Source organism: Rhizobium sp. PRIMUS64, assembly GCF_023006465.1.
Lineage (GTDB): Bacteria > Pseudomonadota > Alphaproteobacteria > Rhizobiales > Rhizobiaceae > Rhizobium > Rhizobium leguminosarum.
This window is the reverse complement of the sequence record NZ_JALBGX010000124.1, coordinates 1-19267: the sequence shown is the minus strand read 5'-3', so window position 1 is coordinate 19267 and position 19267 is coordinate 1. Positions and strand designations below refer to the sequence as shown.

The window sequence follows — 19267 nt, the reverse complement described above, 5'->3', positions numbered from 1 at the left end:
ATGCCGCCGGCATTCCCGTGGTGACGCTGGTGACCGACTTGCCGAATTCGGCCCGCATCGCCTATGCCGGCGCCGACAACCGGGCGGCAGGAGAGACGGCCGCCTATCTGATCGGTGAATTTCTCGGGACTGATGGCGGCAAGGTGCTGGTAACGCTGTCGAGCGGACGGTTCCGCGGCGAGGAGGAGCGCGAAATCGGCTTCCGCCGGGTCATCCGCGCTCGTTATCCCGCCATCGGCATTACCGAAATCAGCGAGGGGCACGGCACCGATGCCGCGACGGGAACGCTTGCCGCGGCAGCGCTTGCGGCCGACCCCGCCATCAACGCCGTCTATTCGATCGGCGGCGGCAACCGGGCGGTGCTTGCGGCCTTCGACGCGGCCAAACGTCCCGTCCGCGTTTTCGTTGCCCATGATCTCGATGCGGACAACCGCGCCTTGCTTGCGGCGCGCCGGATCGGCTTCGTGCTGCACCACGATCTCAGGACTGATGCGCGCTCGGCCTTCAGGGCGATCATGAGCCGCGCGACTGCATTGCCGCGAACGGTTCCGGCCTCGCTTTCATCAGTCGAAATCGTCACGCCTTACAATATGCCTGCGGGCGACTGAGCCAATTGGCTTTCCTTCCATGCCGAATTCGGGCTACAGATTTGGCACGGGTGAAGGTGGAACATGGATTACAGCGACGTCAGCACGATTGCAGCCTGGATCACGGAGCAGGGACTGAAGGGCGCTTCGGAAGCCGAGCTGATGACCGGCTTCTGCTCGGCTTGCCGGGATGCCGGCCTGCCGCTCGACCGCGGTCTGGCGCTGATGGATACGCTGCATCCGGTGCATGAGGGCCGAGCCTTCCGATGGGACAGCGTCGAGGAGATCCAGACCGAGTTCGAATATGGTCCGACGATCTCGGGGGAAGCGGCGTCGAACTGGCAGCGTTCGGCCTTCTATCATCTTTGGTCTCGCAACGAGCGGGAGATCCGCCGGCGTCTCGGTTTCGGCGATCCGATCGATTTCTCTATGCTCGATACGATCGCTGAAGCCGGCCACACGGATTTCGTGGCGATGATGCATCGTTTTTCCGAGGCTGGCACGATCGGCGAGATGGATTGCTTCTTCTCGCATTTCGCGACGAAACATCCTGAGGGCTTTTCCGATCACGACCTCGCCATCCTGCGCAAGCTGGTGCCGGTGTTGGGGCTGGCGATCAAATGCATCGCGCTTGGACGTATCGCCCGCACCATCGCCGAGGTCTATCTCGGTGAGGACGCCGCGCGCCAGGTCATGGAAGGCAAGATCAGCCGCGGCAAATCGGAGCGGATTTCCGCGGCCCTCTGGTTTTCCGATCTGCTGAACTACACCAAGATCTCCGACAGCGTGCCTCCGGAGGAGATCATCCCGCTGCTCAACGACTATAGCGAGGCGGTGATCACAGCGGTCCACGAGTCCGGCGGCAACGTGCTGAAGCTGATCGGCGACGGTGTGCTCGCCATCTTTAAGGGCGAGGTGCCGGCGGAGACGTGTCGTGCGGCGCTGAGCGCCGAATCGTTGCTGCGGGAAAAGCTCACCACGCTGAATGCCGCGCGTGCGGCCGACGGCCGGGCGACGACCGACGTCTATATCGGCCTGCATATCGGCGATGTCTTCTACGGCAATATCGGCAGCCAGGACCGGTTGGACTTCACCGTCATCGGACCCGCCGTCAACGAGGTCAGCCGGATCGCCTCGATGTGTCGTTCCGTCGATCTCAACCTGTTGATCTCCTCCGATTTCGCCGCGGCGATACCGGAGCAGCAGCGTACCGCACTCGCCTGCGTCGGACGCTATGCTTTGCGCGGCGTGCAGCGCGCGCAGGAACTGTATACTCTCGACAGCGCCCGGCTGAACAGCTGAGTTCCTGACTGCAAGGCTATCGCAACAGACCCTGGCCGCCGTCGATCCAGATCGGCGTACCGGTGATGTGTCGGGCGCGCTCGGATGCGAGAAAAAGGATGGTTTCGGCGACATCCTCGCTCTTGCCGGCCTTGCCGCCGGCGATCGGGATATCCCCCTGCGGCCAAATGACCGGAACCTCCGTCTCCTCGCGATGGCGGCTGTCGGTATTGGCGCCGATATTGGTCTCGATCTCGCCCGGGCAGACGGCATTGACGCGGATGCCATGTCGGCCGAGTTCGAGGGCGAGCTGCTGGATGATGGCGACCTGGCCCGCCTTGGTTGCGGTGTAGGCGGTGGCGCCCGGCGTGGTGAAGGTGCGGGTGCCGTTGATCGAGGAGACGACGATGATCGAACCGCCGTGGCGCTTCAGATGCGGAACCGTCAGATGCAGGGTGAGGTAGGTGCCGCGCAGATTGACGGCGATCGTCTTGTCCCATTCTTCCGGTTTCAGATCGTCGATCGGCGCCCAGACACCGTTGATCCCCGCATTGGCGACAACGATGTCGAGGCCGTCGAAAGTGTTGGTCAGTTGCTCCACCGCGCCCCGCATTTGAGCTTCGTCGCTGGTATCTGCCGTCAACGCGATCGACTGGCCGCCGGCGGCCTTGATCTCGGCGCAAGTTTTTTCGACCTCGTCGTCGGTGCGGCTCAATGCTGCGACCCTTGCACCCTCGGCGGCGAGCCGCAACGCGGCCGCTTTGCCGATGCCCGAACCGGCGCCTGTCACCAATGCGACTTTTCCCTTCAGCTCCATGGGCGGGCTCTCCTTGCCGTTTTGCCGACATGCCAACTGTTCGGCGCGGCAGTTGGTTCCGGAAGGAGGCGGGTCGTCGCAGTTATCTTAGAAGCGTTTGCTTCAACGCCCATTTCTCCGGCCCGTGGACCGCCGCAAAGAGCAGTCCGGCGAGGAAGGTAAAGTGATCGATGAAGAAACCGAACTCGGCCTGGTTCTGCTGCCAATGGGATGGGCCGTGGAAGGCGAAAGCGAGGAAGATCACATAGATGCCTGCGAGCAGGCTGGCCTCGGTGAAGAAGGCTCCTGATATAAAGGCGAGCGCCAGTGCGATCTCGAAGAAGGCGGCGATCCAGGTAAGGAACGTCGCCATCGGAAAGCCGGCGGCGGTGATATAGCCTGCCGTCGCGCCGATATCGGCGAACTTGAAGCCGGCGGCCATGAAAAAGATGAAACTGAAGATGATGCGGGCGACGATGATTGCAATTGCTCTGGCCATTCTGAAATCTCCTCTTTGAGCTTCCACTATGACGGACAGGACACGTGATATCCTACACGGGGATTGAAAAAGGGTCGCTTGCGCGACCCTATTACTTTGAATTGCGCATAATCCTGTCCGAAAGTCGGTTCCGATTTTCGGGGTTATGCGCTCTCACCATTCGGCGAAGCTGCCGTCGGCGTGCCGCCAGATCGGGTTGCGCCAGCGATGACCTTCCTTCGCGCGCTCGATGACATAGGCCTCGTCGACCTCGATGCCGAGACCCGGACCCTGCGGGATCGAGACGAAACCATCGGCATAGTGGAACACCTCCTTGTTGGAGATGTAATCGAGGATGTCGTTGCCCTTGTTGTAGTGGATGCCGAGGCTCTGTTCCTGGATGAAGGCGTTATAGCTGACGGCATCGACCTGCAGGCAGGCGGCGAGCGCGATGGGGCCCAGCGGGCAATGCGGCGCCAGCGCCACGTCATAGGCTTCGGCCATCGCCGCGATCTTGCGGCATTCGGTGATGCCGCCGGCATGGGAGAGATCCGGCTGAATGATGTCGACGTAGCCGTCTGACAGAACCTGCTTGAAGTCCCAGCGCGAAAAGAGCCGCTCGCCGAGCGCGATCGGCGTCGAGGTATGGTTGACGATATCGCGCAGCGCTTCCCTGTTTTCGGAAAGCACCGGCTCTTCGATGAACATCAGCTTGTAGGGGTCGAGCTCCCTCGCGAGAACCTTCGCCATCGGCTTGTGCACGCGGCCGTGGAAATCGACGCCGATGCCGATATGCGGGCCGATCGCCTCGCGGATGGCGGCGATGGTCTCGACCGCCTTCTCCACCTTTTCGTTGGTGTCGACGATCTGCATTTCCTCGCAGCCATTGAGCTTGATCGCCTTGAAGCCACGGGCAACCACCTCCTTGGCATTGTTGGCGACATCCGAAGGACGGTCGCCGCCAATCCAGGAATAGACCTTGATACGGTCGCGGAGCTGGCCACCGAGCAGGGAGTGGATCGGCTGGCCGAGCGCTTTGCCCTTGATGTCCCACAGCGCCTGGTCGATGCCCGAGATCGCGCTCATGTGGACGGCGCCGCCGCGATAGAAGCCGCCGCGATACATCACGGTCCAGTGGTCTTCGATGAGGAAAGGATCCTTGCCGATCAGGTAGTCTTCCAGCTCATGGACGGCGGCCTGAACGGTGAGCGCACGGCCTTCGACGACCGGTTCGCCCCAGCCAATGATGCCCTCGTCGGTCTCGACCTTCAAAAACAACCAGCGCGGGGGAACGATATAGGTGGTGAGTTTGGTGATCTTCATCGCTATTCTTTCAGTCTCTTCCCGGGTTTGCGATCGACGGCGCGTTCGCAGATTTGTGGTGATCGGTCATTTCGTTCTGCCGATCGCTTTTTCGGCGGCGGCTAGATCGCGCACCGCAAGATCGAGCATGCGGTTGGCGCATTCACGGGCTCCCGCCTTGTTGCGCATGCGCAGGGCCTCGACCAACTGACCGTGAACGAGCACCGCATCCTCGCGATTCTCGACGCCGATATTGGAGGCATGCAGCGCATATTTCAGCGCCGCGTGAATGGCGCTCGACAGGCGGCGGAAGACCTGATTGTGGCTGGCGGTGAGCAGCACCGTGTGGAACATGACGTCGGCATCGGTGAAGCTTTCCGGGTCGCGGGCGCTGTCGCGCATCTGCCGCCAGGCATTGTCGAGATCGGCGATCTCCTGGGCGCTGGCGCGCTCGGCGGCATATTCGGCGGCTGCCGGCTCGATGGTGCGGCGGGCTTCGAGAATGCAGCCGAGCAGGTCGAAATCCTTGATATAGGGACCCATCCATTCAAGTACGTCAGCGTCGAGGATATTCCAGTCGTCCTTATCGCAGACGGTGGTTCCGATGCGTGGCTTGCCACGGACAAGGCCTTTGGATTCCAGCACTTTCAGCGATTCGCGAATGACGGTGCGGCTGACGCCGTAGAGTTCGCAGAGATCGTTCTCGCGGGGCAGCGGCGAGCCCGCAGGATAGCGGTCCGCACAGATATCCTGAGCGATCGCCGCCGTGACGTTGCGGCGTACGCGCGGGCGGCGCTCGATGCGGCGGCTTTCGGCCCCGCTCTGTCGCTCGATTGTTTCCAACTCACCTCTCCGCTCTGTCTCGCGTGCTAGGCAATCGAACCTGATTATCCGAATTCGATCCGCTTTGCGACGCTTCCTCCCAGCATCTCGTCAATAATCCTATTATTCCAATCATCATACATTGGCAATTGACTGGTATGATGATTTGTCATAATTCATTGGACGTTGCCTGGGAGGCAGCTGCTCGGTTTTTGAGAGTTTAGGGAGAGAGACATGCGCTTGTTCAAAGCAGCCATTCTGGCTGGCACTTTCGCCATTCTGGCAGCCGGCTCGGCATTTTCCGCGGACGTCAAGATAGGGTTCATCGTCAAGCAGCCTGAGGAGCCGTGGTTCCAGGACGAATGGAAATTCGCCGACCAGGCCGCCAAGGAAAAAGGCTTCACCGTCGTCAAGATCGGCGCCGAAGACGGCGAGAAGGTCCAATCGGCGATCGACAATCTCGGCGCTCAGGGTGCGCAGGGCTTCATCATCTGCACGCCCGACGTCAAGCTCGGCCCCGGCATCGTCGCCAAGGCCGAAGCCAACCAGTTGAAGCTGATGACGGTCGACGACCGCCTCGTCAGCGCCGACGGCAAGCCGCTGGAAGACGTGCCGCATATGGGCATTTCAGCCACCAAGATCGGCGAGACCGTCGGCCAGGCGATCGTCGACGAAATCAAGAAGCGCGGCTGGGACATGAAGAATGTCGGCGCCGTGCGGGTCTCCTATGACCAGCTGCCGACCGCCGTCGACCGCGTCGAAGGTGCGATCTCTGCGCTGAAGTCCGCCGGTTTCCCGGCCGAAAACATCTATGATGCGCCACAGGCGAAGACGGATACGGAAGCAGCGCTCAACGCGGCGACCACCGTTCTCAACAAGCATGCCGACGTGAAATACTGGGTCGCCTTCGGCCTCAACGATGAAGCCGTCCTCGGCGCCGTCCGCGCATCCGAATCGGTCGGCATTCCGGCCGCCAACGTCATCGGTGTCGGCATCGGCGGTGCGGAATCGGCGATCAATGAATTCAAGAAGCCGGCGGCAACGGGCTTCTTCGGCACCGTCATCATCTCGCCGAAGCGTCACGGCTACGAAACGGCGCTCAACATGTACGACTGGATTGCCAACGACAAGGAGCCGGCAAAGCTGACGCTGACCTCGGGTTCCCTGGCGCTGCGCGACGATTACGAAAAGGTCCGCAAGGATCTTGGCATCGAGTGATCGTCCTTCCAAGATGATATCGTCCGGCGGCCGCGTAGCGTGCCGCCGGTCTTTCTCGACGGAGCGAAGATGGCTTTCCTCGAATTCAGCAATATCTCCAAGGGTTATCCCGGCGTGCAGGCGCTGGCGAATGTTTCCTTCACGGTCGAGAAGGGCGCCGTCCATGGCCTGATGGGCGAAAACGGTGCCGGTAAATCGACGCTGATCCGGGTACTGTCGGGCGATCAGGCCGCCGATCGCGGCAACATCCTCATCGACGGCGAGGAGCAGAAATACGGCTCCGTCCGCGACGCCTTCCATGCCGGCGTCATCGTCATCCATCAGGAACTGCAACTCGTTCCAGAGTTGACGGTCGCCGAAAATCTCTGGCTCGGACGCTTTCCGGCCAAGGGCGGTGTCATCCATTCGAAGGCGCTGATCGAGACGGTGCGGTCGAAGCTCGAGGAGATCGGCATCGATGTCGATCCGTCGGCCAAGGTCGCCTCGCTTTCGATCGGTGCGCGGCAGATGGTCGAGATCGCCAAGGCCGTCATGCTCGATGCGCGGGTGATTGCGCTCGACGAGCCGACCTCCTCGCTTTCCTCCCGCGAAAGCGAAATCCTGTTTTCGCTCATCGACAGGCTGAAGGCGAAGGGAACGGTCATTCTCTACGTCTCCCATCGCCTCGACGAGATCTTCCGCCTTTGCGACAGCCTGACGGTGCTGCGCGACGGCAAACTTGCCGCCCACCATCCTCAGATCGCCGAAACCACGCGCGAGCAGATCATCTCGGAAATGGTCGGACGCGAGATCAGCAATGTCTGGGGATGGCGCGAACGCGCGCTCGGCGACGTACGGCTGGAGGTCAAGGGCCTGTCGGGGCCGAGGCTGCGTCATCCGATCAGCTTTTCCGTCCGCCAGGGCGAAATTCTCGGTTTCTTCGGCCTGATTGGCGCCGGCCGCAGCGAGATGGCGCGGCTGCTTTACGGCGCCGACACCAGACATCAGGGCCAGGTCACGATCGACGGCGTAGCCGTTGCGCCGAACAATCCGAAAGCGGCGATCAATGCCGGCATGGTGCTTTGCCCCGAGGACCGCAAGTTCGACGGCATCGTCCAAGGGCGATCGATCGAGGAGAATATCGCGATCTCGTCGCGCCGGCATTTTTCGCCTTTCGGCATTCTGAGCCCGAGGCAAGAGGCGGCGTTGGCGGACCGCTTCATCGCCAAGCTTCGGGTGCGGACGCCCTCGCGCAAGCAGGACATCATCAACCTCTCGGGCGGCAACCAGCAGAAGGTCATTCTCGGCCGCTGGTTGTCCGAGCAGGGCATCAAGGTCCTGGTCATCGACGAGCCGACACGCGGCATCGATGTCGGGGCGAAATCGGAAATCTACGAAATCCTCTACGAGCTTGCGGCCGGCGGCATGGCGATCGTGGTGATATCAAGCGAGTTGCCCGAAGTCATGGGCATTTCCGATCGCATCATGGTGATGTGCCAGGGCAGGGTGGCGGCCAATGTCACCCGCCAGGATTTCGGCGAGCGCAACATCCTAACGGCAGCGCTTCCCGACAAGAATGCCGCAGGCACCATTTAGAGCGGTTCAGCTTTTCATAGAAACGCAGAACCGCTCTAACTTTTTGTTTTTACGCAATTCCGGACGGAAAACCGCTTCGCACTTTTCCTGAAATTGCTCTAGGACCAGGAATATACGGACGATGAATTCGTTGAAAAAAATCCTTCTCGGCGAACAGGGGCTGGTGGTGATCTTCGCTGCCGCCTTCGTGATTGTCTCGCTCTTCGTTCCGAACTTCCTGACCGAGCGAAACATGCTGGGGCTGCTGCAATCGGTCGTCACGATCGGCATCGTCGCCTGCACGATGATGTTCTGCCTGGCATCCCGCGATTTCGACCTTTCGGTCGGATCGATCGTCGCCTTCTCCGGCATGATCGCGGTGATGGTCTCGAATGCGACAGGCTCCATTCCCGTCGGGCTGCTCGCCGCCCTGCTTTGCGGCGCCGTCGTCGGCCTCGTCAATGGTATCGTCATTGCGCGTTTTCGGGTCAATGCACTGATCACCACGCTTGCGACCATGCAGATCGTGCGCGGGCTGGCGCTGATCGCGTCCGATGGCCGCGCCGTCGGCATCAACGATCCCGATTTCTACCAGCTTGCTCTGTCGCGCTTCCTGACCGTGCCGACGCCGATCTGGATCATGCTGATCCTTTTCATCCTCTTCGGGTTCGTGCTCAACCGCACCGTCTTCGGCAAGAACACGCTGGCGATCGGTGGCAATCCGGAAGCCTCGCGGCTTGCCGGCGTCAACGTCGTCAACATGCGCATCTGGATCTTTGCGCTGCAGGGGCTCGTCTGCGGCATTGCCGGCATCCTGCTTGCCTCGCGCATCACTTCCGGCCAGCCGAATGCGGCGACGGGGCTTGAGCTTTCGGTGATTTCGGCCTGCGTTCTCGGCGGTGTTTCGCTGGCCGGCGGCCGAGCGGCGATGAGCGGTGTCATCGTCGGCGTGCTGATCATGGGCATTGCCGAAAACGTCATGAACCTCTTGAATATCCAGGCGTTCTATCAGTATGTCGTGCGGGGGCTGATCCTGCTGATCGCAGTGCTGCTCGACAATTTGAGGTCTTCGGCTGCGGGGCGACGTGGATGAACCAAGGACGAGCCGGGGACGACATCGAACTGAGGCACGGCGATCTCTCCGTCCGGGTCAGCCGTCGGGGTGCCGCCGTCACCGCCGCGACTTATCGCGGCATGCCCTTTCTCGTGGCGGCCGGCGGGCCGGAGGGAGCGATGGCGAATTTCGCGATGGTGCCGTTCGGCAATCGCGTGGAAGGCAACACCATGTCCTTTGCCGGACGCGACTATGGCTTCCAACCGAATGCTTCCGATCCGCTCTATCTCCACGGTGACGGCTGGCTCAGCCTCTGGCAGCTTGAAGACGCCAGCGCGGAGCATGCGCAGTTCTGCTTTTCCCGCAGCGCCGACAGGGTTTCACCTTATGCCTATCTTACGCGGCAAGAGCTCCGTCTCGCCGGCGATGCACTGGTGCTGAGGCTTTCCGTGGAAAACCGCGGCGATACGGCTCTTCCCTTCGGGCTCGGTCAACATCCCTTCTTCGCGCGCACGCCAAAGACACGACTGGCGATTGCTGCCGATCGCTATTGGAGCGAGCGGCCGGACCATCTGCCAGAGATGCCTGGCCCTGTGCCTGGTTATTTCGATTTCAGATCTGAGACGCTTTTACCGCAGAGATGGATGAACAATGCCTTCGAGGGTTGGAATGGGCGGGCTGTTATCACCTGGCCGGAACTTGGAATCCGGGCGGCGTTGGAAGCCGACGGTGCGCTCGATCGCTTCATGCTGTATATGCCGGTCAACCGGAGCGATTTCTTCTGCCTCGAGCCGATGAGCCATCTGCCGAACGGGCATCACCTTCCTGATTTCGGTGGGCTCACGCCGCTTGCGCCAGGTGAGGCGCTTGCCGGCACAGTGACGATCCTGATGTCGACGTTGCCGGTTCAACCGAAGGGGTGATAGATGAGCAGCCGTCTGCAGGGCAAGAACATCCTGATAACCGGTGCTGCGCAGGGTATCGGCCTTGCGATGGCGAAGGCTTTCATGCGGGAGGATGCCGCCGTCTTTCTCGTCGATCGCGATGGGGCGCTGCTGGCGCAGGCGGCGAAAGAGCTCCAGCGCAGCGGCGGCCGGCTCGGTTATCTGCCGGCCGATATTACCGATGCCGGAACGATCACGACGTTGGTCGCTCAGGCGAATGAAGAGATCGGACAGCTGAACGCGCTCGTCAACAATGCCGGGGTCAATGTCTTTGCCGAACCGCTCGCGACGACGGACGAGGAATGGAACCGCTGCTTCGACATCAATCTCAAGGGCGCATGGAACTGCTGCAAGGCGGTGCTGCCGGGCCTTATCGAACAGGGTGGCGGCGTCATCCTCAACATCGCCTCAACGCATGCCTTCACGATCATCCCGCACACATTTCCCTATCCGCTGGCAAAACACGCGCTGCTCGGGATGACAAAATCCCTGGGGCTCGAATATGCGGCCCGCAATATCCGGGTGAACGCGCTGGCGCCGGGCTATGTCTCGACGCAGAAGGTGATCGATTACTGGAACAGCTTTCCCGATCCGGAGGCGGCAAGGGCCGAGACGATGAAACTGCATCCCGGCGGGCGCATCGCGACGCCGGAGGAGATTGCCATGGCGGCCGTGTTCATGATCTCAGACGAGTGCCCGTTCATCAATGCCACCTGCCTGACGATCGACGGCGGCCTCAGCGTGCTGCAGCATCCCGCTTGAAGGGCTTCGATCCCGCTATTTTTACAAGCCTGTCGTCTTCTCGGGATAGAGCATTATATTGCCCATCGGGAAGGCTATCTGATCTCCCGCAGGCATGGAGCGGCCCCTGCCGCTTTCTGAAAGCACAATCGAAAACAGGAGGACGGCATGCAGATCAATCGTACGGCTTCGGCTCATTGGACCGGTGGCCTCAAGGACGGAAAAGGCCTGATCTCGACGCAGAGCGGCGCCCTGAAGGATTATCCCTACGGCTTTGCGAGCCGCTTCGAAGGCGTCGCCGGCACCAACCCGGAAGAACTGATCGGTGCCGCCCATGCCGGCTGCTTCACCATGGCGCTGTCGTTGATCCTCGGTGAAGCCGGCTTTACCGCCGAGCATATGGAAACCTCTGCCAAAGTAACGCTCGAAAGCGTCGAGGGCGGCTTTGCTATCACCGCCATTCATCTTTTGCTCTCCGGCCGTATTCCCGGTGCCGATGAGGCGACCTTCACCGAACTCGCCAACAAGGCAAAGGCCGGCTGCCCGGTTTCCAAGGCGCTTGCCTCGGTTCCGATCACACTCGACGTCAAGATCGTCTGATTTCCCTGCTCTGCCGGCGATGAGGTGCCGCGCGCGTTCGCGTCGCGGCACTTCTCAGTTGCGCGATGTTCATTGTTCAGCCGCTCCAGAAAATCCCCCACGTTCAACGAACGCGGCCCACCGGCTGCATCAACCGATCGCCCCCACGCAGCTGACCTGAAGCTTCGCTGCGCTCCGGGATGTTGACAAGTGACGCCTGATATTTTACGACTGACGAAATTCAAAATTCGTCAGTCGTAAGTCGAGGCATCGAAAGTCATGGACGAGATCGCGGAAAACACGCTCGATGTCACCCGGCAGGAGAATGTCACACGCATTCTCGACGCGGCCGAACGGCTGTTTCGGCACTACGGCTACAGCAAGACGACGGTGGCCGACATTGCCCGCGATCTCGGCATGTCGCCCGCCAATATTTATCGTTTCTTCGCCTCCAAGGTGGAAATCCACCAGGCGCTCTGCGGGCGCATGCTCGCCACCGCTTATCAAATCGCCTACGACATCCGCCATCAGCCGATCAGCGCCAGCGAGCGGCTGCGCCGCTATGTCGAGACCCAACATCAGTTGACGCTCGATCTGATGCTCGACGAGATGAAGGTGCACGAGATGATCATCGTCGCGATCGAGCGCGACTGGCATGTCATCGAAAAGCATATCGACCGTGTTCATGATCTCATTGCCGAAATCATCGCCGAAGGCATTGCAGCCGGGGAATTCGCCGAGCAGGACCCGGTCGTTGCCTCGCGCTGCTTCGGTGCCGCGACGATCAATCTCTGCCATCCGCAGATGGTGGCGCAATGTCTTGCCAAAACGAACCGCGCAAGCGTCGACGAACTGATCGACTACGTGATCAGGGCGCTGAAGAAATAATGGACGGCAGCCGCCGTCGGAACCCCGAAACGATCCAGGAGTGCGGAAGATGTTTTCGCTCAAGACCCTCAGCCATCGCATGCCGTCCGTCGCCAGTCTCGTGCTCGTCGGCGCCATCGGTATCGGCGTTTCCGCCTGCTCGGAAGAGAAGGCTGAGGTTAAGGAAGTCATCCGTCCGGTGAAGGTCGTCGAGATCGCCAAGGCCGGCGACACCCGCAAGCTCGACTATTCCGGCTCGGTCAAGGCGCGTACGGAGATGAACCTCGGCTTTCGCGTTGCTGGCAAGATCACCGAACGCCTCGTGGATATCGGCGACAAGGTGAAGCCGGGCGACGTGCTCGCTCGGATGGACTCCACCGATTACCAGCTGGCGGTCAAGACGGCGGAAGCCAATCTGGCAGCCGCTGAAAAAGGCGTCGAAACCGCCGATCTCGTGAACAAGCGCAATCAGCAGCTCTTCGACAAGAATGTTTCGCCGAAATCCCAGCTCGAGCAAGCCTCGCTCAGTTACGATCAGGCCGTTTCAAGCCGCGATGCCGCCGTCTCGGCACTCGATCAGGCGAAGAACCAGGTGAGTTATGCGGAGCTGAAGGCCGACCACAACGGGATTGTCACGACGATCAATGCCGATGTCGGCCAAGTCGTTGCGTCGGGCACTCCCGTCGTCGCCGTTGCCGTCGACGGCGAAAAGGAAGTGCAGATCGCCGTTCCGGAAAATGACATTGCGGAATTCAAGCCGGGCAAAACAGTCAAGGCAAGCTTCTGGGCCGACGACAGGCTGGTGCTCGACGGCAAGGTGCGGGAGGTTTCCGGAAGCGCCGACCAGCAGTCGCGCACCTTTGCGGTCCGGGTGAGCCTGCCGAACGATCCGCGCGTTTTGCTCGGCATGACGGCGACGATCGAGGCCGATGTCAGCAACGGCAACAGCTATGTCTCGATCCCGCTCAGTGCCCTGGCTGAAAAGGACGGCAAGCAGATGGTCTGGACCGTCGACCGCGACACGGCGACCGTGCATGGCCGCGACATCAAGGTCGCCGATTTCACCGGCGACGGCGTGCATGTGACCGAGGGTCTCGATACCGGCGATCTCGTCGTTTCGGCCGGCACGCAGTTCATGAGCGAAAACCTGAAGGTGAAGGTGCCGGACCAGCAGTCGGCCCTGGCTGCCACCGACCAGACCGTTCGCTGAACGCGCCATAAAGAGAGAACAGGACCATGGACGCCACCACCACCGAAAAGCGGCCCTTCAATCTGTCGCGCTGGGCGATCGGACATCCAAGCATCGCCCGCTTCCTCTTCGGGCTGATCATCATCACCGGCGTGCTCGGGCTGATGCGCATGGGCCAGCGCGAGGATCCGGAATTCACCTTCCGCGTCATGGTCGTTCAGGCGATCTGGCCGGGTGCTTCCATCCAGGAAATGGAAGATCAGGTCGTCAACAAGATCGAGCGCAAGCTGCAGGAAACACCGCATATCGACTGGGTCAAGTCCTATACGCGGGCAGGCAGTGCGATCATCACATTGCAGGTCAAGGGCGACACGAATTCGCAAGAAGTGGCGGATGCCTTCTACCAGGTGCGCAAGAAGGTCGGCGACATCTCCAGCGAGCTGCCGCAGGGCCTGCTCGGCCCCTATTTCAACGACGAGTTCGGCGATACGTTCATCACGCTGCATTCGATCAGCGGCGACGGCTATTCCTATCCGGAACTGAAGAAGTTCGCGATCCAGGCGCGCGACATGCTACTGACGACGCCGGGCGTCGAAAAGGCCGTCATCATCGGCGACCAGCCTGAGAAGATCTATATCGACGTCTCGTCGAAGGCGCTCGCCGAGCGCGGCCTGACGATCCTCGATCTGCAGAACGCCATCAAGGGCCAGAATAATGTCGATCCGGCCGGCTCCGTCGATACCGGCCTGCGCTCGGTGCGCATATCGGTCGAAGGCGACGTGAAGAAGGCGGCCGATATCCGCGAGCTGCGCCTTCGCGCCGGCGGCCAGGTCACGCGCCTCGGCGATATCGCCACCGTCAGTTCCGGGCTCGAAGATCCCTACCAGCGCAAGTACCGTTTCAACGGCCACGACAGCGTTCAGGTCGGCGTCGTGATGGCCAAGGGCTTTAACGTAACCGATGTCGGCAAGGGCGTGGAAGCGACCTATCAGCGTTTCGAAGAGGCGCTGCCCTACGGCGTCGCCGTCGATCAGATCGCCAACCAGCCGGACGTGGTGACCGATGCGGTCAGCGAATTCATGCATGCACTCGGCGAAGCTCTCATCATCGTGCTCGTCGTCTCGTTTGTGTCGATCGGCTGGCGATCGGGCCTCGTCATCGCTATTGCCATTCCGCTCGTGCTGGCCGCCACCTTTGCGCTGATGTACGAACTCGGCATCGACCTGCAGCGCATCTCGCTCGGCGCACTGATCATCGCGCTCGGCCTGCTTGTCGACGATGCAATGATCGTCGTCGAGATGATGGAGCGAAAGCTGGAGGAGGGGCTCGTCAAGATCGACGCGGCAAGCTTCGCTTATTCCTCGACTGCCTTCCCGATGCTGACCGGCACGCTGATCACCACGGCCGGCTTCATTCCGGTCGGCTTCGCCGCCTCGACGGCCGGCGAATATGTGCGCTCGCTGTTCTACGTCGTCGGCATCGCGCTTGTCACCTCGTGGTTCGTCGCGGTCTACTTCACGCCGTGGCTCGGCTATATGATCCTCAAGCAGCGCCATCACGCCGGCGAGCATCGCGACGCCTTCGACACCGGCTTCTATCGCCGGCTGCGCGGCACGGTCAGCTGGGCGGTGCGCCACCGCGTCATCGTGCTGCTGCTGACGCTCGGCACCTTCGTCACCAGCCTCTGGGCCTTCCAGTTCATTCCGCAGAATTTCTTCCCGCAATCCTCGCGGCCGGAAATCCTCGTCGATCTCTGGCTGCCCGAGGGCACCAGCATCAAGGAAGTCGAGGTGCAGGCAAAGGCGCTCGAAGCCAAGATGATGGATGATCCCGACAAGCGGTTCATCGCTACCTATATCGGCGAAGGCGCGCCGCGCTTCTTCCTGCCGCTCGACCAGCAGCTGCGCAATCCGAACTTCGCCCAGCTGCTCGTCATGGCCAACGACGAACCGGCGCGCGAGCGGCTGATCGTCAAGCTGCGGACGATCCTTGCGGAAGACTTCCCCGATATTCGCGGCAAGGTCGACCGCCTCTTCCTCGGTCCGCCGACCGGCTGGCCGGTGCAGATGCGCGTCATGGGGCCTGACCGCCAGGAAGTCAGGGAGATCGCCAACCAGGTAAAGGCGCGCTTCCAGGCCAATCCAATGCTCGGCGCCATCCATGACGACTGGCTGGAAGAGGTGCCGGCGATGAAGCTGGTGATCGACCAGGATCGCGCCCGGGCACTTGGCGTCTCCTCGCAGCGTGTCCGCCAGATGCTGCAGACCGCCATGTCAGGGGCTGCGCTCGACGATTTCCGCGACGGCGAGGAGACGGTTTCGATCGTCGCCCGCGAGCCGGATGCCAGCCGTTCGCTGCTGTCGGCGGTCAACTCGGTCTATGTCCCGACGGATTTCGGCGGCTTCGTGCCGGTCTCGCAGGTCGCCAAGGTCGTGCCCGTCATGGAACAGGGCATCGAATGGCGGCGCGACAGGCTGCCGACGATCACCGTGCGCGCCACGTTGCCTGACGATGTGCAGCCGAACGACGTGGTGATGAAGATGTATGCCGACATGAAGGATCTGCGCGACAGCCTGCCAGCCGGCTACAAGGTCGAGATCCAGGGCGGCGCCGAGGATGCAGCGGAAAGCCAGATGTCGATCGCCGCCAAGGCGCCGATCATGCTCGCCGTCATCATCGTGCTGCTGATGGTGCAGCTGCAGCATTTCGGCAAGGCGATGCTGGTGCTCGCCACCGGACCGCTTGGAATCATCGGTGCGGCGGCCGCATTGCTGATCAGCGGCGCGCCCTTCGGCTTCGTGGCGATCCTCGGCGTCATCGCGCTGCTCGGTATCATCATGCGCAATTCGATCATCCTGGTCGACCAGATCGACCAGGATATCAAGGCCGGCATGCACCGGCAGGAGGCGATCGTCGGTGCGGCCGTGCGCCGTTTCCGGCCGATCATGCTGACGGCGCTGACCGCCGTGCTGGCGCTGATCCCGATCTCGCGCGGTGTCTTCTGGGGTCCGCTCGCCTACGCGATGATGGGCGGCATCCTGGTTGCGACCGTGCTCACCATTCTGGTTCTGCCCGCCGGTTACGCCCTTTTCTTCGGCCGAGAGCCGAAGGCAAAGGACGAGCCAGGCCGGCATGCCGACGCCATCCAGGAAGAGGCGGATGACAGACATCCGCCGGCGTTGGCAGCTGAGTGAGGACGGCGCGGCGAAAGCCGCGCCGTTTTCCTTGCAGATCACAGCTTACTCATCAAGCAGCGTCGCTGCCTATAGCGCCGCGCAGTCTTTACTGCCTGCTTCGTCTTGGAGCTGCGCGCCGATTCCATTGCCCCCTCGAAAAAGCTAAGCTGCGAAAGCATGCCGGGAGACCAACCACGGTCCCGACCACCAACTGACGGGGCAAGGCACGATCATGGCCGATTACCATCTGGAAGCAAGCTGGAGCCCGATCGAAGGCAGCTTTGGGCGCCTGACCTTCACGCTGTTCAATCTTTCGGCCGAGCCACTGTCGAGATTCTTGCTCGCCTATACATCAGAGACGCGGGTTGCCGACAAACATGTCTGCGACGGCGGCAGCCTCAATCGACAGGTCGCACATTTCCACGAATTCCTGCCGCCCAGCGGCCTGAGCGTGCCGCCGGGCGGGCGCTGGCGGTTCACCGTCGAGGGGCTGACCAGGGAGCCGAAACATAGGACGGCCGGCGTCAAATCGGCCTATCTGACACTCGGCGACGGGCGCCACGTTCCTGTCGGTTTCGGCGATCTCATGCTCGAAGGCCGAGATGGCGGCGTGGCCTTGCCGCTTCTGCCGCCGGGCCGGGCCGAGGAACCTTACTCGCTGCTGCCTTGGCCGCTGGCGCTCGGGCTGAAGGCGGGAGAGCTGCCGGTCGTCCTTTATCCGGCAGAGCGGACGCGGCCCGATGCGGTCAAGGCGCTCTCGCTGGTTCTCGCGCTTTACCAGCGGCTCTATCCGGCCGACAATGTGCCGTTTTCCCTCAATGCCGTCGAAGGCGGGCGGGCCATTCGTTTCGTCACCGAATCGTCGATCGCCGCCGTCGCTTACGAATTGCGTTTTACCGCGCATGAGATCGTGCTTTCGAGTGCGGATGAAGCCGGGCGGCAATACGGGCTGATCAGCCTGGCGCAACTGCTGCACGGCGCCCGCGCCGATCGCGAGCGCTTCAAATTCCCCAATTTCGGCACGATCGCCGACCAGCCGCGTTATGACTGGCGAGGCTGCCATCTCGATGTGTCCAGGCACTTCTATCCGGTGGCGGACGTCGTGCGGCTGATTGATATTCTCGCCTGGAACAAGCTCAACATCTTCCATTGGCATCTGACGGATGACGAAGCGTGGCGGCTGGAGATCAAGGCCTATCCCGCGCTGACGGAGATCGGCGCCCGGCGCGGGCCGGATGAGGTGCTCGTGCCGCAGCTCGGCGACGGGGCGCAAACGCGCTCCGGCCATTATACCCAGGAGGACGCCAGGCGGATCGTTGCGCATGCAGCCTCGCTGTATATCGAGGTGGTGCCGGAGATCGATATTCCGGGCCACAGCATGGCGACGCTGTTCTCACTGCCCGAGCTCGTCGACGGGCAGGAGGCGCCGGACAGTTACCGCTCGGTGCAGGGTTATCCGAACAACGCTCTCAATCCGGCGGTGGAATTCACCTATGAATTTCTCGGCAAGGTGTTCGACGAAATGGTGGCGCTGTTTCCCGGCGAATATCTTCATATCGGCGGCGACGAGGTGGCGCATGGCTCCTGGCTGTCCTCGCCGCTCTGCAAGGCACTGATGGAGCGGGAGAAACTTGCCGGCACCGCCGAGCTGCAATCCTATTTCCTGAAACGTATCAAAGCCATGCTGTCGGAACGCGGCAGGAAACTTGCCGGCTGGAACGAGGTCTCGCATGGCGGCGGCGTCGACCGCGACGGCACGCTGCTGATGGCCTGGGAAAAGCCCGCCGTCGGCATCGAGCTGGCACAGGAAGGCTACGACGTGGTGATGACGCCAGGGCAGGCCTATTATCTCGACATGGCGCAGGCTGAGGCCTGGGCCGAGCCCGGCGCCGCCTGGGCGGGCTACGCGCCGCCGGAACACACCTATGCTTACGAGGCCGAGGGCGAGTTGCCGGAGGCGCTGCAGGATAAGATGCGCGGCATCCAGGCCTGCATCTGGACCGAGAACTTCATCTCGCGCGCCTATTTCAACCGGCTGGTTTTTCCGCGTCTCCCGGCGGTCGCCGAGGCTGCCTGGACGCCTTCTGTGCGTAAGGACTGGGATCGCTTCGCCGCGATCGTGCGGATGTGGCCGGTGCTTTAAGGAATCGCAATTCCGGATGGAAAATCGCTTCGCACTTTTCGTGGAATTGCTTCAGGCCGTCTCGGCCTTCAGCCCCAAAAGCGCTGCGCCGATCAGGCCGGGTTCGAAGCGGCATTCGCTGCGCACCACCAGTGGGCGATCGAACTTGCGCAGGATGCGGGCGCGCACGGCGTGGTCGAGTTCGGCAAGCAGCGGCTCGACATTGGAAAGCCCGCCGCCGACCGGTACGATGGTCGCGCCGGTGATGTTGATCGTCAGCGCCAAGGGCGAGGCGACGAGATCGACATAGACGTCGATCGTCCGTGTCGCCCTCTCCTCTCCACGGCGCCACTGAGCGATGATCTCCTCGCTGGCAAGGTCGAGATCGTGCAGCGTCTTGTGCAGTCGCTCCAGGCCGCGGGCGCCGCCGACAGTGTCGACGCAGCCCTTCTGGCCACAGCCGCAGGCATAGGCGGGAATGGCCACAGGCGGATTGCCGGCCGCGGATGCGATGATCGGCCCGTGGCCCCATTCGCCGGCAAAGCCGCCGGCCTCGT

At 61.9% G+C, this 19267-nt stretch carries 17 protein-coding genes; 12 read left to right on the top strand and 5 right to left on the bottom strand.

Annotation, left to right across the window (positions count from 1 at the left end; genetic code table 11):
- Positions 1-608 (top strand): substrate-binding domain-containing protein (locus MOV76_RS31495; protein WP_247265990.1); only part of this gene is annotated, 608 nt, incomplete at its 5' end.
- Positions 609-671: 63 nt separating this feature from the next.
- Positions 672-1889 (top strand): adenylate/guanylate cyclase domain-containing protein, encoded by a 1218-nt coding sequence (locus tag MOV76_RS31490; RefSeq protein ID WP_018447041.1) that lies wholly within the window; start codon positions 672-674, stop codon positions 1887-1889.
- Between the two features lie 16 nt (positions 1890-1905).
- On the opposite strand, the gene MOV76_RS31485 is transcribed toward MOV76_RS31490, so the two are convergent.
- The 4 genes from MOV76_RS31485 to MOV76_RS31470 all read right to left on the bottom strand — a co-directional run bounded on the left by MOV76_RS31485 (position 1906) and on the right by MOV76_RS31470 (position 5287).
- Positions 1906-2685, bottom strand: coding sequence for an SDR family NAD(P)-dependent oxidoreductase (locus MOV76_RS31485; protein ID WP_065276808.1), 780 nt, complete (start codon positions 2683-2685; stop codon positions 1906-1908).
- Positions 2686-2767: 82 nt separating this feature from the next.
- Positions 2768-3163 (bottom strand): DoxX family protein, encoded by a 396-nt coding sequence (locus MOV76_RS31480; RefSeq protein WP_018447043.1) that lies wholly within the window; start codon positions 3161-3163, stop codon positions 2768-2770.
- A gap of 153 nt (positions 3164-3316) precedes the next feature.
- Positions 3317-4465 (bottom strand): galactonate dehydratase, encoded by a 1149-nt coding sequence (dgoD, locus tag MOV76_RS31475; RefSeq protein ID WP_018447044.1) that lies wholly within the window; start codon positions 4463-4465, stop codon positions 3317-3319.
- 66 nt (positions 4466-4531) lie between these two features.
- A complete protein-coding gene (locus MOV76_RS31470) occupies positions 4532-5287 on the bottom strand; it encodes a FadR/GntR family transcriptional regulator (RefSeq protein ID WP_247265989.1) in 756 nt (251 codons plus the stop codon).
- A gap of 213 nt (positions 5288-5500) precedes the next feature.
- On the opposite strand from MOV76_RS31470, the gene MOV76_RS31465 reads away from it, so the two are divergent.
- The 10 genes from MOV76_RS31465 to MOV76_RS31420 all read left to right on the top strand — a co-directional run bounded on the left by MOV76_RS31465 (position 5501) and on the right by MOV76_RS31420 (position 18731).
- Positions 5501-6484 carry an arabinose ABC transporter substrate-binding protein gene (locus tag MOV76_RS31465; RefSeq protein ID WP_247265988.1) on the top strand — a complete coding sequence of 328 codons (984 nt, stop codon included), beginning with the start codon at positions 5501-5503 and terminating at the stop codon, positions 6482-6484.
- Between the two features lie 69 nt (positions 6485-6553).
- Positions 6554-8059 carry an L-arabinose ABC transporter ATP-binding protein AraG gene (gene araG, locus MOV76_RS31460; RefSeq protein ID WP_028734716.1) on the top strand — a complete coding sequence of 502 codons (1506 nt, stop codon included), beginning with the start codon at positions 6554-6556 and terminating at the stop codon, positions 8057-8059.
- A gap of 121 nt (positions 8060-8180) precedes the next feature.
- Complete coding sequence (gene araH, locus MOV76_RS31455) at positions 8181-9131, top strand: L-arabinose ABC transporter permease AraH (RefSeq protein WP_018243671.1); 951 nt, start codon at positions 8181-8183, stop codon at positions 9129-9131.
- Positions 9128-10015 carry an aldose 1-epimerase gene (locus MOV76_RS31450; RefSeq protein ID WP_113543817.1) on the top strand — a complete coding sequence of 296 codons (888 nt, stop codon included), beginning with the start codon at positions 9128-9130 and terminating at the stop codon, positions 10013-10015. Before araH ends, MOV76_RS31450 begins: the two co-directional genes overlap by 4 nt.
- A gap of 3 nt (positions 10016-10018) precedes the next feature.
- Positions 10019-10798 (top strand): SDR family oxidoreductase, encoded by a 780-nt coding sequence (locus MOV76_RS31445; protein ID WP_018243669.1) that lies wholly within the window; start codon positions 10019-10021, stop codon positions 10796-10798.
- 147 nt (positions 10799-10945) lie between these two features.
- Complete coding sequence (locus tag MOV76_RS31440; RefSeq protein ID WP_247265987.1) at positions 10946-11377, top strand: OsmC family protein; 432 nt, start codon at positions 10946-10948, stop codon at positions 11375-11377.
- 258 nt (positions 11378-11635) lie between these two features.
- Positions 11636-12244 (top strand): TetR family transcriptional regulator, encoded by a 609-nt coding sequence (locus MOV76_RS31435; RefSeq protein ID WP_018447050.1) that lies wholly within the window; start codon positions 11636-11638, stop codon positions 12242-12244.
- Positions 12245-12293: 49 nt separating this feature from the next.
- Positions 12294-13433: an efflux RND transporter periplasmic adaptor subunit gene (locus tag MOV76_RS31430; RefSeq protein WP_018447051.1), complete on the top strand. Its 1140-nt coding sequence runs from the start codon at positions 12294-12296 to the stop codon at positions 13431-13433.
- A gap of 26 nt (positions 13434-13459) precedes the next feature.
- Entirely contained in the window at positions 13460-16606 is a 3147-nt protein-coding gene (locus MOV76_RS31425; RefSeq protein WP_130717952.1) for an efflux RND transporter permease subunit, read from the top strand.
- Between the two features lie 214 nt (positions 16607-16820).
- Positions 16821-18731, top strand: coding sequence for a beta-N-acetylhexosaminidase (locus MOV76_RS31420; RefSeq protein WP_247265986.1), 1911 nt, complete (start codon positions 16821-16823; stop codon positions 18729-18731).
- Between the two features lie 51 nt (positions 18732-18782).
- On the opposite strand, the gene MOV76_RS31415 is transcribed toward MOV76_RS31420, so the two are convergent.
- Positions 18783-19267 (bottom strand): ROK family protein (locus MOV76_RS31415; protein WP_247265985.1); only part of this gene is annotated, 485 nt, incomplete at its 5' end.